A 14,870-nucleotide genomic window follows, 5' to 3' on the forward strand; every position below is an offset into this window, starting at 1 on the left:
GAGGGTTCATGTTCGATTGGAATGACTTGCGCTATTTTCTGGAACTGCAACGCAGCGGCCGTTTGCTGACGGCCGCGCGGCGTTTGAACACTACCCATGCCACGGTGGCTCGGCATATCGAAGCCATCGAGAAGAGCCTGGGCACCGCGTTGTTCGTCCAGCACGCCCAGGGTTATGAGTTGACCCCGGCCGGCGAGGCGTTGCTCAAGCACGCCGAGGCCATGGAAAACGTGGCGTTGCTGGCCCAGGAGGACATCACCCAGTCCAGCGCGCCCCTGGGCAAGATCCGTCTGGGGGTGACCGAAGGGCTGGGGATCATGTTCCTGGCCAGTCGCATGGAAGGGTTGTTCCAACGTTATCCGGGCCTGGAGGTGGAGCTGGTGGCGGTGCCTCGGTTCGTCAGCATCCTGAACCGCGAGGCGGAAATCAGCATTCACCTCGAACGCCCGGCCGCCGACCTGCTGGTGACCCGCAAACTCACCGACTACAGCCTGGCGCTGTACGCGAGCCAGGCTTACCTGGATCGCTCGCCACCCCTGCGTACCCGCGAGGACCTGAGCCGTCACGCCTGGATCGGTTACGTCGACGACCTGCTGTTCAGCCAGGAACTGATGTTCCTCAACAGCTTCTGCCGCAACCCCCGGGTGGTGTTCCACAGCACCAGCGTCATTGCCCAGCAACAAGCGGCGCGCGCCGGACTCGGGATCGCCGTGCTGCCCTGCTACATGGCCAGCGGCGATGCGGCGCTGGTGCCGTTGCTGCCGGACGAAACAATTCGCCGCAGCTACTGGATCAGCACCCGCCGCGAATTGCACAAGTCCGTGCGGTTGCGCGTGTTGTGGGATTACGTGGTGCAGTTGTGCGAGCGGGAGCAGGGGTTGTTGTTGCCTTGACGCAATGCCCTTTGACGAGACCGCTTTGGTGTTTACTGAGCTGCATCCATACCCGGTCCCTGTGGGAGCAAAGCTTGCTCGCGATGCAGGCGTGTCGATTTCCCGGGTAGAGACCGCGTCAGCTTCATAGCGGGCAAGCCTTGCTCCCACAGAGCCGACACACAGAGTTGGGTGGTGGGCTTTAAGTTTGTGAGCTGACTGGTGGCGCTTGTCAGAAAAATCCGAGAAGAGTACAAATGTACTCCATGACAACTCTTACCCCCCGCCGTGCCGCCATCCTGACCTTCATCCGCGAACGCATCGCCGACCAGGGCCAGTCTCCCAGCCTCGCTGAAATCAGCGAGGCGTTCGGTTTTGCCTCCCGCAGCGTGGCGCGCAAGCATGTGTTGGCGCTGACCGAAGCCGGGTTCATCGAAGTCAATCCGCATCAGGCCCGGGGTATCCGGCTGCTCAACCAGCCGCCGCGTCCCGAGTGGCTGGACGTGCCGGTGCTGGGGCGCGTGGCCGCCGGCCTGCCCATCGGGGCCGATGCCGAGGTCCACAGCCGGTTGATGCTGGACCCGGCGATTTTCACCAAGGCGCCGGATTACCTGCTGCGGGTCCAGGGCGACTCGATGATCGAGGACGGCATCCTCGACGGCGACCTGGTGGGCGTGCAGCGTACGCCGCAAGCCGCCAACGGCCAGATCGTCGTGGCGCGGCTGGACGGTGAGGTCACCATCAAGCGTTTCGAGCGGATCGGCGAGCGGGTGCGCTTGCTGCCGCGCAACCCGGCCTACCAGCCGATCATCGTCGAAGCCGACCAGGACCTGGCCATCGAAGGCGTGTTCTGTGGCCTGGTGAGGCAAGGCTGATGGGCGCCGTCGTTGCGCTGGACACGCTGTTCAATGGCGGCCAGGTCTGGAAGGGTCGGCCTGCGCCGCCGGCCGCCAGCCCGCAACCCACCGGCCATGACGCGTTGGACGCGGCGTTGCCCAGTGGTGGCTGGCCGGAAGCGGCGCTGACGGAAATCCTCACCGCCGCACCGGGCGTGGGCGAGTTGCAACTGGTCTGGCCGACCCTGGCGCGGCTGTCGGCGGCGGGGGAGCGGATCGTGTTGGTGGCGCCGCCATTCGTGCCTTATCCGCAGGCTTGGCAGAGCGCCGGCATCGACCTGCGCCAGTTGTCGGTGATCCAGGCCGAGGAGCGCGATGCCTTGTGGGCCACCGAACAATGCCTGCGTTCGGGCAACTGCGGTGCGGTGCTGTGCTGGCCTCGCCAGGCGGACGACCGGGCCCTGCGCCGCCTGCAAGTGGCGGCGGAAACCGGCCAGACCCTGGCGTTCGCCTGGCGCTCGCTCCTGGAAGCCATCAACCCGTCTCCGGCGGCCCTGCGCATCGCCATCGATACCCGGCCTGCCCAGTTGCGCGTGCTCAAGTGCCGGGGCGGGCTGGCCCGTTCGGCGCCGATTGCCTTTGCCCCGCTTTCGACACAAACAGGGCATTGAGGTTGCGATGCGCTGGGTTTGTATTCTTTTCCCGCAATTGGCGCTGGACGCCGCGCTGCGCCAGCGCCCTGATCCCGACCAGCCCCTGGCGCTGCTGACCGGCCCGGCCCAGCGTCGGGTGCTGCAAGCGGTCAATGAGCCGGCCAGGGCCCTGGGCTTGCGTCCTGGCCAGAGCATGACCGCCGCCCAGGCCCTGAGCAAAGGTTTTGCCACGGCCGAATACGACACGGCGCAGATCGAACATTGGCAACAGTTCCTGGCGGCCTGGGCCTACCGCTTCAGCGCCCAGGTCAGCGTGCATTACCCGCGCACGGTCGTGTTCGAGATCGAGTCGAGCCTTGGCCTGTTCGGGCCCTGGCCGGTGTTCGAGGCTCGGTTGCGGGCCGAGCTGACGGCACTGGGCTTTCGTCATCGCATCGTCGCCGCGCCGAACCCGGTGGCGGCGCGGGTTCTGGCCAATGCCTATGACGCCCTGGTGGTGCCCGACGCCGAGACCTTGCAACAGTGCTTGGGACAAATGCCCGTGGACCGCATCGGCCTGGCCCCCGACGTCGCTACGTCGCTGTCGCGCATGGGCCTGCGCCAGTTGAGCCAGGTCCAGGCCTTGCCCCGGCATACCCTGGCGCGGCGCTTCGAGGCCCAGGTGCTCAAGCACCTCGACGCGTTGGTGGGCAGCCGTACCCTGGCGCTGTCGTTCTATTTGCCACCGGACCGCTTCGATGTGCGCATCGAACTCAACTATGACGTGCAATCCCATCAGGCATTGCTGTTCCCGTTGCGCCGGTTGACCAGCGACCTGTCGGCCTTCTTGTGCGGGCGCGACAGTGGCGTGCAGCGCTTCGACCTGCACCTGGAGCACGCCGGGTTGCCGGACACGCTGATCAGGGTCGGCCTGCTCAGCGCCGAGCGGGACGCGTCGATGCTCTTCGAACTGGCCCGTGGCCGGTTGGAACAGGTGCAGGTCGAGGCTCCGGTGCGCGGCTTTCGCTTGTGCGCCGAAGACCTGCCGAGTTTCGTGCCCCAACGCCTGGAATTGTTCGATGAACGTCCGCAGCAGACCTTGCCCTGGGAGCAGTTGCGCGAACGGCTGCGGGCGCGGCTGGGCGACGACGCAGTCCAGGGTTTGGGGTTTCGTGACGACCATCGGCCCGAATGTGCCTGGCAGATGACCTCCCGGCCCCAGGCTTGTCCGGTGCGCGATGGCGTGCAGCGTCCCGGCTGGTTGCTGGCAGAACCGCAAGCGTTGCCGCAAAACCAGGCCCGAATCCTCATGGGGCCGGAACGTATCGAGAGCGGCTGGTGGGACGGCGCCGACGTGCGCCGCGATTATTACCTGGTCGAAACCCATGCCGGTCAACGCGGCTGGGCCTATCGACCGGTGGGCGAGGGCGGACCGTTGTGGCTGCAAGGCTGGTTCGCATGAGCGTTGGCTATGCCGAACTGCACTGCTTGTCGAACTTCAGTTTCCAACGGGGAGCTTCGAGTGCCCTGGAACTCTGCCGTCGAGCGAAACAACAGGGCTACCAGGCCCTGGCGATCACCGATGAGTGCACCTTGGCCGGGATTGTCCGGGCCTGGCAGGCGGCCAGGGAGCTGGAACTGCATCTGATCGTCGGCAGCGAGGTGCAGGTCGAGGACGGTCCGAAGCTGGTGTTGCTGGTGGAGAACCTGGAAGGCTATCAAGCCTTGTGCCGGCTGATCACCCGCGCCCGGCGGCGCAGCGAGAAGGGGCGCTATCGCCTTGTGCGCGAGGACTTCGACGAGCCCTTGCCAGGGTTGCTGGCGCTGTGGGTACCCGAGGGCCAGGATGCCGAGGCACACGGGCGCTGGCTCCAGCAGCACTTTGCCGGGCGACTGTGGTTGGCGGTCCAGCTGCATTGCGGGCAGGACGACCGGCGCCGGCTGACGGACTTGCTGGCCCTGGCCGGGCGCTTGAATCTTCCAGCCGTGGCCAGTGGCGATGTGCACATGCACGTGCGTGGCCGGCGCGCCTTGCAGGACACCATGACCGCCATTCGTCACCACGTCACGGTGGCCGAGGCCGGCCAGCGCCTGCACCCCAACGGCGAGCGTCACCTGCGCAGCCGCCAGGATCTGGCCGAGCTCTACCCGCAGGCCTTGCTCGACGAAACCCTGGTCATCACCCAGCGGTGCACCTTCGACCTTGGGCAGTTGCGCTATCAATACCCGCGCGAGCTGGTGCCCGAGGGGCATGACCCGGCGTCCTGGCTGCGCGAGCTGACCGAGCGCGGCATGCGCCAGCGCTGGGAGAACGGCGTGGAGGACAAGGTCCGGCGACAGATCAACGATGAATTGGCGTTGATCGCCGAGCTGGGCTACGACAGTTATTTCCTCACTGTGCAAGACATCGTCAGGTTCGCCCGCGAACGCAGCATTCTCTGCCAGGGCCGAGGCTCGGCGGCTAACTCGGCAGTGTGTTACGCCTTGGGCATCACCGAAATCGATCCGGGTTGTACCAACCTGTTGTTCGAGCGTTTCCTGTCCCGAGAGCGCAATGAGCCGCCGGACATCGACGTCGACTTTGAGCACGACCGGCGCGAGGAAGTGCTGCAGTACGTGTTCCAGCGCTACGGTCGTCATCGTGCGGCCTTGACGGCCGTGGTCAGCAGTTACCACGGCGCCGGGGCGGTGCGTGATGTGGCCAAGGCCCTGGGCCTGCCGCCGGACCAGGTCAATGCACTGGCCGATTGTTGTGGCCGCTGGAGCGACGAGGCGCCGCCGGTGGAGCGCTTGCGCGAAGGCGGTTTCGACCCGGACAGCCCGGTGTTGCGCCGGGTGTTGAGCCTGACCCAACAGTTGATCGGTTTTCCCCGGCACCTGTCCCAGCACCCGGGGGGCTTCGTGATTTCCGAGCAACCCCTGGACACCCTGGTGCCGGTGGAAAACGCCGCCATGGCCGAGCGCACCATCATCCAGTGGGACAAGGACGACCTGGACGCGGTCGGGCTGCTCAAGGTGGATGTCCTGGCCCTGGGCATGCTCAGCGCGATTCGTCGCTGTTTCGATCTGATCGAGCACTACCGAGGCCAGCGCTATACCCTGGCGACGTTGCCCAAGGAAGACCCGGCGACCTACCAGATGATCTCGCGTGCCGACACCATCGGTGTGTTCCAGATCGAGTCGCGGGCGCAGATGTCGATGTTGCCGCGCCTCAAACCCGGGACGTTCTACGATCTGGTCATCGAGGTGGCGATCGTGCGGCCCGGGCCGATCCAGGGCGGGATGGTGCATCCGTACCTGCGGCGCAGAAACAAGGAAGAGGAGGTGACGTACCCTTCTCAAGCGCTGGAGCAAGTGCTCAAGCGCACCTTGGGTGTGCCCTTGTTCCAAGAGCAGGTGATGCAGATCGCCATCGTCGCGGCCGATTACACCCCTGGCGAAGCGGACCAGTTGCGGCGCTCCATGGCTGCCTGGAAACGCCACGGCGGCTTGGAACCCCATCGCGAACGCCTGGCGCAGGGGATGAAGAAAAATGGCTACACCGCAGAGTTCGCCGCGCAAATCTTCGAACAGATCAAGGGGTTCGGCGACTATGGTTTTCCCGAGTCCCATGCCGCCAGCTTCGCCTTGCTGACCTACGCCAGCAGCTGGCTCAAATGCCACGAACCGGCGGCCTTCGCCTGTGCCCTGATCAATAGCTGGCCGATGGGGTTCTACAGCCCGGACCAGATTCTCCAGGATGCCCGCCGACATCGTTTGCAGATCCGTCCGGTGGACGTGCGCGCCAGCGGCTGGGATTGCAGCCTTGAACCCATCGAAGGCCGGCAGCCGGCGATCCGCATGGGGCTGCGCATGATCAAGGGCTTTCGCGAAGAAGAGGCTGCGCGTATCGAAGAAGCCCGCCGGCAGCGGGCTTTCACTGACGTGGCCGACCTGGGCGAGCGCGCCCGGCTCGATGCCCGCGCCCAGGAGCAACTGGCCGATGCCGGTGCCTTGCAGGGGTTGGCCGGTGATCGCCATCGTGCCCGCTGGGAAGTCGCCGGGGTGCAGAAACAATTGGGTTTGTTCGCCGGTTTGCCGAGCCAGGAAGAACCGCCCGTGACCCTGCCCACACCCACGCTTGGGGAAAACCTGTTCGCCGACTACGCCACGCTCGGCACGACGCTGGGCCCCCATCCGCTGGCGCTGCTGCGCCCTGAACTGCGCGCCCGGCGCTGCCGCAGCTCACGGGAATTGCAGGGCGTGGAGCACGGTCGCAACGTCAGTGTCGCCGGGCTGGTCACCGGCCGCCAGCGTCCGGGCACGGCCAGCGGCGTGACCTTCGTCACCCTGGAAGACGAGTTCGGCAACCTCAACGTGGTGGTCTGGCGCGACCTGGCCGAGCGCCAGCGCAAGGTCTTGGTGGGCTCGCAATTGCTCAGGGTCGACGGACGTTGGGAAAGCGTCGGCGACGTGCGCCACCTGATCGCCGGGCGCTTGAGCGACCTGACCGGGCTGTTGGCGGGGATCGACGTGCGCAGCCGGGATTTTCGCTAGGGTTTGTAGGAAAAATTCCTGCGCGATGATCATGCTGCGTTGAAACAGGCTCGTGCACGAGTCCGATCGGATTGCCCAGCGACAACCCGTCAAGCCGGACGCGACCCTGGTCGTTCCTCGCTTGTTTTCGTTTTGCCTGCCTTCTTGTCGTTTCTGATCAATGGAGAGTGGCGTGCAGGCAAAGGTTTGATTGGAACGCTCGCCGTTACGACGAACGGTCACCGCTGGTCGGATTGCCAGTCGACAGAACCCGGTCGGCAAGGCCATCCTGATCATCGACGAGAACTGTGAAGGTGTCTGCCATCGTTCCACCAGAGGAGGTGTTCCATGCCGGTGTCCCACGATTTGTTCCAGGATCTCAAATACACAAAGGATCACATCCAGCAAAAACGTAGCGAGGATCCAAGGCTCGACTCGTTACTTCACAAATACTCCCAGCTTGATGCCGAAGTGGTCGATGCCGAAAGGCCGGCCTCGGCCGCCTTGCCCAACGATGCCCTGGAAACGCTCAAGAAGAAGCGATTGCTGGTCAAAGACGAAATCGTGGCGCAGTTGCAGAAATAATCGTAAGGCCGGTCTGTAGCCTGCTTGCAGCGAAGGGCTTTTCGTACAAAACCTAGGGAGCCCTTCGTTGCACAAGCTTCAACCCAGTGGATCCCAGCGTTGCGACCAATCGCTGCCGGCCTGGACAATCTCGCGCAGTACCTCGAACGCCTGCTGCAGCACGGCTGAATCCCGGTCGCGGGAGTAGACCAGGTACGTCGGGTAATTGAATTCCGGCGCCTTGGGCACCCGTTCCAGGATGCCGCTGTCCAGGTAGCTCTGCACGACCCGGGTGCGGAAATAGCCACTGCCGCCGTTTTCCAGGATGTACTGCAACGCCAGGGGACCGAGATTGAAGGTCACGGCAGCCTTCGCCTTGTCCGGCAGGGCGGTGTCGTGCTGGCGTCGGAAGTCGCTGCTCCAGTCGATATACACGTAGGGCTCGGGGCGGGCGGGCAGGCGAACCAGGATGAGTTTTTCTTCGAGCAACTGCTCCACTTGCAGCCGTGGCCAATATTCGGGCTGGTACACCACCGCCGCATCGAGCAGGCCCAACTCCAGTTGTTGCAGCAGCTTTTCACCGTCGCGGATGTCCATGCGCAGGGCGTGGCCGGGAATCGTGCGGCGCAGCGCCCCGGCCCAGGCGAGCATCAAGGGGTTGCACAGGCTGACCTCGCCACCGAGGTGCAGGACGTTGCGATAGCCTTCAGGCAATGGCAGGTCGCGACGGGCGGCTTCCCAGGTCTGCACGAGTTGATTGGCATAGACCACGAAGGCTTCGCCGTCGGCGGTCAGGCGCGCACCGGCACGGTTACGCACGAACAGCGCGCAGCCGAGCTGGCTTTCGAGCTTCTGGACGCGGGCGGTAATGGCGGTCTGGGTGACATGCAATTTGTCGGCTGCCGCGGCGAGGCTGCCATGACGGACGATTTCCAGGAAGGTGCGGGCGAGGTCGATGTCCATGTTCGGGCCGATGCGGGGGAAGCGGGCATTGTAAGAGCTGGGAGGCTTCGCCGATACCGCGAGGGAATCCTGGGGAGCAAAAACACGAATCCCGCCAACGGGCGGGATTCGTTTTACAGCCGCAAAGCCTGCGCGGAGCGCAAGCGCCGTCTCAGCCTGGGAACAGCTCGGACAGTTTCATGGCCAGCATCATGTTGCCTTCGGTGGTCAGCTTGCCGCCCATGAACGCTTGCATGCCGTCGGTCTCGCCGCTGACGATGCCGTCGAGGGTTTCACCGCTCATCACCAGGGTCACCTGCGCGTCCGGGTTTTCGCCTTCCAGCAGTTCACAGGTCTTGTCCTTGACGACCAGCGAGAAATGCTTGTCATCGTCGATGCGGAAACCGAATACCAGCTCCAGGCCCTCGGCTGCATCTGGGTTGAACTTGGCTTTCATGGCTTGTACGGCGTCGGCTACGGAGGTCATGGTTTCGTTCCTTATTTGGGTGGTACAACAAGGGTCTACAGTAATCCGGGACTCAGCGAAAGGTGATGAGGTCCGGGGTCTTCAGCAGTTGCAGGTGTACATGACTGTTGAAGGAAGCCAGGGCCACCTCGCGCCCCCTGAACTTCAGTTGGTTGAGCGAGGTGTTGACGATTTGCCAGTTCAATTCGAAGGCTTGGCGGGCAGGCACTTGAGTGATCAGGTGGAGCAAGGCGGTGATGGTGCCGCCGGAGGTGAACACGGCGACTTTCTGGGTGTTGTCGGCCTGTTCCAGGATGCGGTGCAGGCCGGCCTGGACCCGCTCGACGAAACCCTGCCAGCTTTCCAGCCCGGGCGGGTCATAGCGGCCGCTGAGCCAGCGTTCGATGATCAAGACGAAGAGACGTTGGAATTCGGCGCGGTTCTGTGCGGCGTTGCGCAGGATATCCAGCGCTTCGGGTTCTTCTGAAAGCATGTCCGGAACCAGGGCGCGGATCACCGCATCGGCATCGAACTCGTTGAAGGCGCTGTCGATCTCCAGCTCGGGAACTGGCAGGCCGGCGACGGACATCCGGTCCAGCGCACCGGTGGCGGTGTCTTGCTGGCGGCGCAGGTCGCCCGAGAGGCAGCGATCGAAGACGATTCCGAGTGCGGCCAGATGGTCGCCCAGCACCTGCGCCTGGCGCACGCCGTTGGGCGACAGGACATCGTAATCGTCCGCGCCGAAGGAGGCCTGGCCATGTCGAATCAGGTAGATACTGCCCACGTCCGCGTCGTCCCGGTACGTTGAAGTTCTGGCGAGGTTATGAGGATGGCGGTGAGCTGTCAATGAAAAAACATACGCTTGTTTGAAATGCTTGTTCTAGTCCTGCCAAGGTCTCCGGAATAGGGCAACCGGCAGGGGAGCACCCAGGTAACCGCAGGTTTCTTGGCTGGCCGGGAGGCAGGCGCATGGGTATGCTGGAGGCGTTAGGTGTCCGCCTTCGAGCGGCGTTTTGAATTGATTAGGAGTCATCGTGGAGTTCTTCATCGAATACGCCAGTTTTCTGGCCAAGACCGTGACACTGGTGATCGCCATCCTGGTGGTCCTGGCCAGTTTTGCTGCGCTGCGCAGCAAAGGGCGGCGCAAGTCGACCGGCCAGTTGCAGGTGAGCAAACTCAACGATTTCTATAAAGGGCTTCGTGAACGTCTGGAGCAGACGCTGCTGGACAAGGACCAGCTCAAGGCCCTGCGCAAGACCCAAGGTAAGGCTGAAAAGGCCGAAAAGAAACAGAAGGCCAAGCCGGCGGCCAAGTCCCGGGTGTTCGTGCTGGATTTCGACGGCGACATCAAGGCTTCCGCCACTGAGAGCCTGCGCCATGAGATCACGGCGCTGCTGACTCTGGCGACCCCCAAGGATGAGGTGGTGCTGCGTCTGGAAAGTGGTGGCGGCATGGTCCACAGCTATGGCCTGGCCTCTTCGCAACTGGCGCGAATCCGTCAGGCCGGCGTGCCCTTGACGGTTTGCATCGACAAGGTCGCGGCCAGTGGTGGCTACATGATGGCGTGCATCGGCGAGAAGATCATCAGCGCCCCCTTTGCCGTTCTGGGCTCGATCGGCGTGGTTGCACAGTTGCCCAACGTCAACCGGCTGCTGAAGAAACACGACATCGATTTCGAGGTGCTGACGGCCGGTGAATACAAGCGCACGCTGACGGTGTTCGGCGAAAATACCGAGAAGGGTCGGGAAAAATTCCAGGAAGACCTGGACATCACCCATAAGCTGTTCAAGAACTTCGTTGCCAGCTACCGCCCGCAACTGGCTATCAACGAAGTGGCGACCGGTGAAGTCTGGCTGGGTGTCGCGGCGTTGGACAAAGGCCTGGTGGACGAACTCAAGACCAGCGACGAATACCTGGCCGAACGGGCCAAAGGCGCCGAGCTGTATCACCTGCATTACGCGGAGCGCAAAAGCCTGCAAGAACGCATCGGCATGGCGGCCAGCGGCTCGGTGGATCGCGTGCTGCTCAATTGGTGGAGCCGCCTGACCCAGCAGCGGTTCTGGTAATACCTCCAGTCGGGCCATCGATGCAAGCTGACCCACCGCCTTCGCGCAAGCGTTGCTCCCACAGGTTTTCCGGGTGCTCTCAGATCCGGAGTCCACCCAGGTCCGCTAATGAGATGGCTACCCCCGCCGTCCCCTGTGAACGCCCACTAAGCTTTCACAGGGGGATCTACCGGAGACCGCCGTCATGAACAAAGTAGCTCTTGTCGCCATCGATCTTGGAAAGCTCACCTTTCACGTACATGAGCAAGATGATCACGGGCATCCGCTTCTGCGCAAAAAATTTAAGCGAGTGGAACTCCTCCAACATCTGGCAAATCTCGAACCGTGCATCGTCGTGATGGAAGCTTGTGGCGGGGCCCATTTCATGGCGCAAGAAGTCACCAAGTTAGGGCATTCACCCAAACTGATAGCGCCTCATCTCGTACGCCCTTATGTGAAAAGCAACAAAAATGATTTCGCCGATGCCGAGGCGATCTGCGAGGCCGCCAGTCGTCCCACGATGCGCTTTGTCCCCGTTAAAAACCAGACTCAGCAGGCGCTGGCAATGCTCAACTCGGTCCGCGACTCGCTCATCAAGGACCGCACGGCGACCGTCAATCGGATTCATGCCGCGTTTCTGGAAGTCGGCGTCAGCCTGACTCCAGGCTATAAATCGCTCAAGGACATACCGGTTCTGTTGGAAGCAAGTTCCTTTCACGGGCTCATCCGCAAACTCCTGGCGGACTTGTACGAGCACTACCTCTACCTCAATCTGCGTATCAAGGGGTTGGACAAGGAGATCGATTGCCAGGCCGCTGGAGACGATCTGGCTTCCCGTCTGATGACAATGCCGTGCGTGGGGCCGATCACCTCCAGCGTCCTGGCTGCCGAGATGGGGGACGGTAAGCAATTCAAATGTGGGCGAGACTTCTCAGCGTCAATTGGATTGGTCCCCAAACAACACTCAACGGGCGGGCGGACGGTACTTTTGGGCATCAGCAAACGTGGCGATCGAAATCAAAGGCGCTTGTTCGTCCAGTGTGCCCAGACGTATGTGAACAGGCTGGATCGACAGGAAGGGAAGTTGGCCGATTGGGTTCGCAAGCTCCTGGCCAGCCACCGTCACCGCAACCTTGTGGTCTGTGCTCTGGCTAACAAGTTCGCGAGGATCGCCTGGTCGATTGCGGCAAACCACACGGTATTCGATGCAGGGCCAAGCGCGATGAACGCTTGACCCTGCTGTTACCCGAGCACCACCCACCTGGTTTTGCGATGCTGAATAACAGATGACATGAACGGCTAACCGGCCTGACGAATACCCTGGGCTCCCACACGGCTGCAAGGCCGTCCCACTAATCAGGATCGTCGGGCATCGAATTCTCATCGGGGCGCGGGGACAAAACTCCCGACTCAGACGCCGGATAGATGAAAGCAAGCCAAACATGCATCAAAGACAGTATTGCAGAAAAGGGGGTAACCATAGATGTGGGAGCGGTGAAAAATGGGTATAAAAAAACGCCGCTTGCCCTTCGCAGGACAAGCGGCGTTTTTCTGCGCGTGGCGCGGGTGAAGATTACTCTTCGATGCTGCCCATGGCGGTGGTGTTGAAGCCGCCATCCACGTACATGATTTCACCGCTGATGCCCGACGCCAGGTCCGAGCACAGGAAGGCGCCGGCGTTGCCAACTTCTTCGATGGTGACGTTGCGACGCAGTGGGGTTTGCGCTTCGTTGGCTGCCAGCATCTTGCGGAAGTTCTTGATGCCGGAAGCGGCGAGGGTGCGGATGGGACCGGCCGATACGCAGTTGACGCGGGTGCCGTCCGGGCCCAGGGAGCCGGCCAGGTAACGTACGCCGGCTTCCAGGGAGGCTTTGGCCATGCCCATGACGTTGTAGTTCGGCATGGTGCGCTCGGCGCCCAGGTACGACAGGGTCAGCAGGCTGCCGTTGCGGCCCTTCATCATTTCGCGACCGGCCTTGGCCAGGGCCACGAAGCTGTAGGCGCTGATGTCGTGGGCAATGCGGAAACCGTCACGGGTGGTGGCTTCGGTGAAGTCGCCGTCCAGTTGGTCGCCCGGGGCGTAGCCCACGGAGTGCACGATGCAGTCCAGGCCGTCCCACTTCTTGCTCAGTTCTTCGAAGACCTTGGCGATTTCTTCATCGCTGGCCACGTCGCACGGGAAGCACAGCTCAGGGCTCGAACCCCAGCCTTGTGCGAACTCTTCGACACGACCCTTGAGTTTGTCGTTCTGATAAGTGAAGGCAAGCTCAGCGCCCTCGCGATGCATGGCGGCGGCGATGCCGGATGCGATGGACAGCTTGCTGGCGACACCGACGATTAGTACGCGCTTACCGGCGAGAAAACCCATGTGTTGCTCCTCTTTCAGGTTATTCGGCAGTCGTTGGGGCCAGGAAGGCGGCCTCCAGCAACTGCTGTGTATAGGGGTGTTGCGGCGCGGCGAATATACCGCGGGCATCACCTTGTTCGACCACTTGGCCATGCTTGACCACCATCAGCTGGTGGCTCAGCGCTTTGACGACAGCCAGGTCATGGCTGATAAACAGGTACGTCAGGTTGTACTTGGTTTGCAATGACCGCAACAGCTCCACCACCTGGCGTTGCACGGTACGGTCCAGGGCCGACGTTGGTTCATCCAGCAGAATCAACGCCGGCTTGAGCACCAGGGCCCGGGCAATGGCGATACGCTGCCGTTGCCCTCCGGAAAATTCATGGGGGTAGCGGTGCCGGGTTTCCGGGTCCAGGCCTACCTCCTTCAATGCCGCGATTATCGCCTGTTCCTGCTCGGCTGGGCTGCCGATCTTATGGATCCGCAGCCCTTCGCCGACAATCTGGCTCACACACATCCGTGGGCTCAGGCTGCCGAACGGGTCCTGAAACACCACTTGCATCTCCCGGCGCAGCGGCCGGACCTGCTGCTGCGACAGGCTGTCCAACTGTTTGCCTTCGAAGCGGATCCCGCCCTGGCTGCCGATCAACCGCAGGATCGCCAACCCCAGCGTGGATTTGCCGGAACCGCTTTCGCCGACAATGCCCAGGGTCTGGCCCTGGGGCAGGCTGAAGCGGATACCGTCCACGGCCTTGACGTAGTCCACCGTGCGCTTGAACAGGCCTTTCTTGATCGGGAACCAGACCTTCAGGTCCTCGACCTGCAACAGCGGCGGGCCGGCAACGTTGCTCGCCGGGCCGCCGCTGGGCTCGGCGCCCAGCAGTTCGCGAGTGTACGGATGCTGCGGCGCGCGGAACAGCTCTGCGCACGATGCTTGTTCGACGATGCAACCGCGCTGCATGACACATACGCGATGCGCAATTCTTCGCACCAGGTTCAAATCGTGGCTGATCAGCAGCAGCGACATGCCCAATCGGGCCTGCAGATCCTTGAGCAGATCGAGGATTTTCAGCTGGACGGTGACGTCCAGGGCGGTGGTCGGCTCGTCGGCGATCAGCAGTTCCGGTTCGTTGGCCAGGGCCATGGCGATCATCACTCGCTGGCGCTGGCCACCGGACAACTCATGGGGCAGGGCTTTCAGGCGCTTGTGCGGTTCGGGAATCCCCACCAGCTCCAACAGCTCGAGGGTGCGGCGGGTCGCGACCTTGCCGCTCAGGCCCTTGTGGATGCCGAGCACTTCATTGATCTGCTTTTCGATGGAGTGCAGCGGATTGAGGGAGGTCATCGGCTCCTGGAAAATCATCGCGATCCGGTTGCCGCGGATATGACGGATGGTTTTTTCCTTCTGCCCCAGCAAATCCTGCCCGGCGTAGCGGATGCTCCCGGTGGGGTGGTGGGCCAGCGGATAGGGCAGCAATCGCAGGATCGAGTGGGCGGTCACCGATTTGCCCGAGCCGCTTTCGCCGACCAGGGCCAGGGTTTCGCCGCGCTTGATGTCGAAGCTGACGCCCTCGACCACCCGTTGGCGGCGTTCGCCGACGATGAATTCCACCGAGAGGTCGCGTACTTCGATCAGATTGTCCTGGTTCAT

Annotated in this window: 13 protein-coding genes; 8 read left to right on the forward strand and 5 right to left on the reverse strand. The window is 62.9% G+C overall.

The genetic code is table 11. The annotated features are described in order from the left end of the window. Window positions 1–8 precede the first annotated feature (8 nt). From N4Q37_RS20065 to N4Q37_RS20090, 6 genes are all read left to right on the forward strand, one after another. Entirely contained in the window at window positions 9–893 is an 885-nt protein-coding gene (locus N4Q37_RS20065; RefSeq protein WP_260961307.1) for a LysR family transcriptional regulator, read from the forward strand. A gap of 236 nt (window positions 894–1,129) precedes the next feature. Further along, complete coding sequence (gene lexA / locus N4Q37_RS20070) at window positions 1,130–1,747, forward strand: transcriptional repressor LexA (protein ID WP_260961308.1); 618 nt, start codon at window positions 1,130–1,132, stop codon at window positions 1,745–1,747. Then, window positions 1,747–2,379: a translesion DNA synthesis-associated protein ImuA gene (imuA, locus tag N4Q37_RS20075; protein ID WP_260961309.1), complete on the forward strand. Its 633-nt coding sequence runs from the start codon at window positions 1,747–1,749 to the stop codon at window positions 2,377–2,379. The genes lexA and imuA overlap by 1 nt, the downstream gene beginning before the upstream one ends. 7 nt (window positions 2,380–2,386) lie before the next feature. Then, a complete protein-coding gene (locus N4Q37_RS20080) occupies window positions 2,387–3,802 on the forward strand; it encodes a Y-family DNA polymerase (RefSeq protein ID WP_260961310.1) in 1,416 nt (471 codons plus the stop codon). Beyond that, window positions 3,778–6,876, forward strand: coding sequence for an error-prone DNA polymerase (locus tag N4Q37_RS20085; protein WP_260961311.1), 3,099 nt, complete (start codon window positions 3,778–3,780; stop codon window positions 6,874–6,876). Before N4Q37_RS20080 ends, N4Q37_RS20085 begins: the two co-directional genes overlap by 25 nt. 327 nt (window positions 6,877–7,203) lie before the next feature. Then, complete coding sequence (locus N4Q37_RS20090) at window positions 7,204–7,440, forward strand: YdcH family protein (RefSeq protein WP_260961312.1); 237 nt, start codon at window positions 7,204–7,206, stop codon at window positions 7,438–7,440. A gap of 78 nt (window positions 7,441–7,518) precedes the next feature. On the opposite strand, the gene N4Q37_RS20095 is transcribed toward N4Q37_RS20090, so the two are convergent. From N4Q37_RS20095 to N4Q37_RS20105, 3 genes are all read right to left on the reverse strand, one after another. Then, complete coding sequence (locus N4Q37_RS20095; RefSeq protein ID WP_260961313.1) at window positions 7,519–8,382, reverse strand: LysR family transcriptional regulator; 864 nt, start codon at window positions 8,380–8,382, stop codon at window positions 7,519–7,521. A gap of 151 nt (window positions 8,383–8,533) precedes the next feature. After that, window positions 8,534–8,848, reverse strand: a complete 315-nt coding sequence (locus N4Q37_RS20100) for an SCP2 sterol-binding domain-containing protein (protein ID WP_260961314.1) — start codon at window positions 8,846–8,848, stop codon at window positions 8,534–8,536. Window positions 8,849–8,900: 52 nt separating this feature from the next. After that, on the reverse strand, window positions 8,901–9,611 hold the full coding sequence (locus N4Q37_RS20105; RefSeq protein ID WP_260961316.1) for a histidine phosphatase family protein: 711 nt from the start codon (window positions 9,609–9,611) through the stop codon (window positions 8,901–8,903). 250 nt (window positions 9,612–9,861) lie between these two features. Between N4Q37_RS20105 and sohB the strand changes: the two genes are divergently transcribed. Further along, window positions 9,862–10,893 (forward strand): protease SohB, encoded by a 1,032-nt coding sequence (gene sohB / locus N4Q37_RS20110; protein WP_260961317.1) that lies wholly within the window; start codon window positions 9,862–9,864, stop codon window positions 10,891–10,893. 184 nt (window positions 10,894–11,077) lie between these two features. After that, window positions 11,078–12,106, forward strand: a complete 1,029-nt coding sequence (locus N4Q37_RS20115; protein ID WP_260961318.1) for an IS110 family transposase — start codon at window positions 11,078–11,080, stop codon at window positions 12,104–12,106. A 339-nt stretch (window positions 12,107–12,445) separates the two neighbouring features. Here N4Q37_RS20115 and fabI read toward each other — a convergent pair whose 3' ends face one another. Then, window positions 12,446–13,240 carry an enoyl-ACP reductase FabI gene (fabI, locus tag N4Q37_RS20120; RefSeq protein ID WP_260961319.1) on the reverse strand — a complete coding sequence of 265 codons (795 nt, stop codon included), beginning with the start codon at window positions 13,238–13,240 and terminating at the stop codon, window positions 12,446–12,448. Between the two features lie 19 nt (window positions 13,241–13,259). Beyond that, entirely contained in the window at window positions 13,260–14,870 is a 1,611-nt protein-coding gene (locus N4Q37_RS20125) for an ABC transporter ATP-binding protein (protein ID WP_260961320.1), read from the reverse strand.

Source organism: Pseudomonas citri (assembly GCF_025336485.1).
Classification (GTDB): Bacteria; Pseudomonadota; Gammaproteobacteria; order Pseudomonadales; family Pseudomonadaceae; genus Aquipseudomonas; species Aquipseudomonas citri.

Bases quoted from the DNA above. Each gene is read 5' to 3' on its own strand.
- fabI (WP_260961319.1), bottom strand. From the start codon at position 13,240: ATGGGTTTTCTCGCCGGTAAGCGCGTACTAATCGTCGGTGTCGCCAGC.
- N4Q37_RS20065 (WP_260961307.1), top strand. From the start codon at position 9: ATGTTCGATTGGAATGACTTGCGCTATTTTCTGGAACTGCAACGCAGC.
- N4Q37_RS20080 (WP_260961310.1), top strand. From the start codon at position 2,387: ATGCGCTGGGTTTGTATTCTTTTCCCGCAATTGGCGCTGGACGCCGCG.
- N4Q37_RS20100 (WP_260961314.1), bottom strand. From the start codon at position 8,848: ATGACCTCCGTAGCCGACGCCGTACAAGCCATGAAAGCCAAGTTCAAC.
- N4Q37_RS20095 (WP_260961313.1), bottom strand. From the start codon at position 8,382: ATGGACATCGACCTCGCCCGCACCTTCCTGGAAATCGTCCGTCATGGC.
- lexA (WP_260961308.1), top strand. From the start codon at position 1,130: ATGTACTCCATGACAACTCTTACCCCCCGCCGTGCCGCCATCCTGACC.
- imuA (WP_260961309.1), top strand. From the start codon at position 1,747: ATGGGCGCCGTCGTTGCGCTGGACACGCTGTTCAATGGCGGCCAGGTC.
- N4Q37_RS20090 (WP_260961312.1), top strand. From the start codon at position 7,204: ATGCCGGTGTCCCACGATTTGTTCCAGGATCTCAAATACACAAAGGAT.
- N4Q37_RS20115 (WP_260961318.1), top strand. From the start codon at position 11,078: ATGAACAAAGTAGCTCTTGTCGCCATCGATCTTGGAAAGCTCACCTTT.
- N4Q37_RS20125 (WP_260961320.1), bottom strand. From the start codon at position 14,870: ATGAACCAGGACAATCTGATCGAAGTACGCGACCTCTCGGTGGAATTC.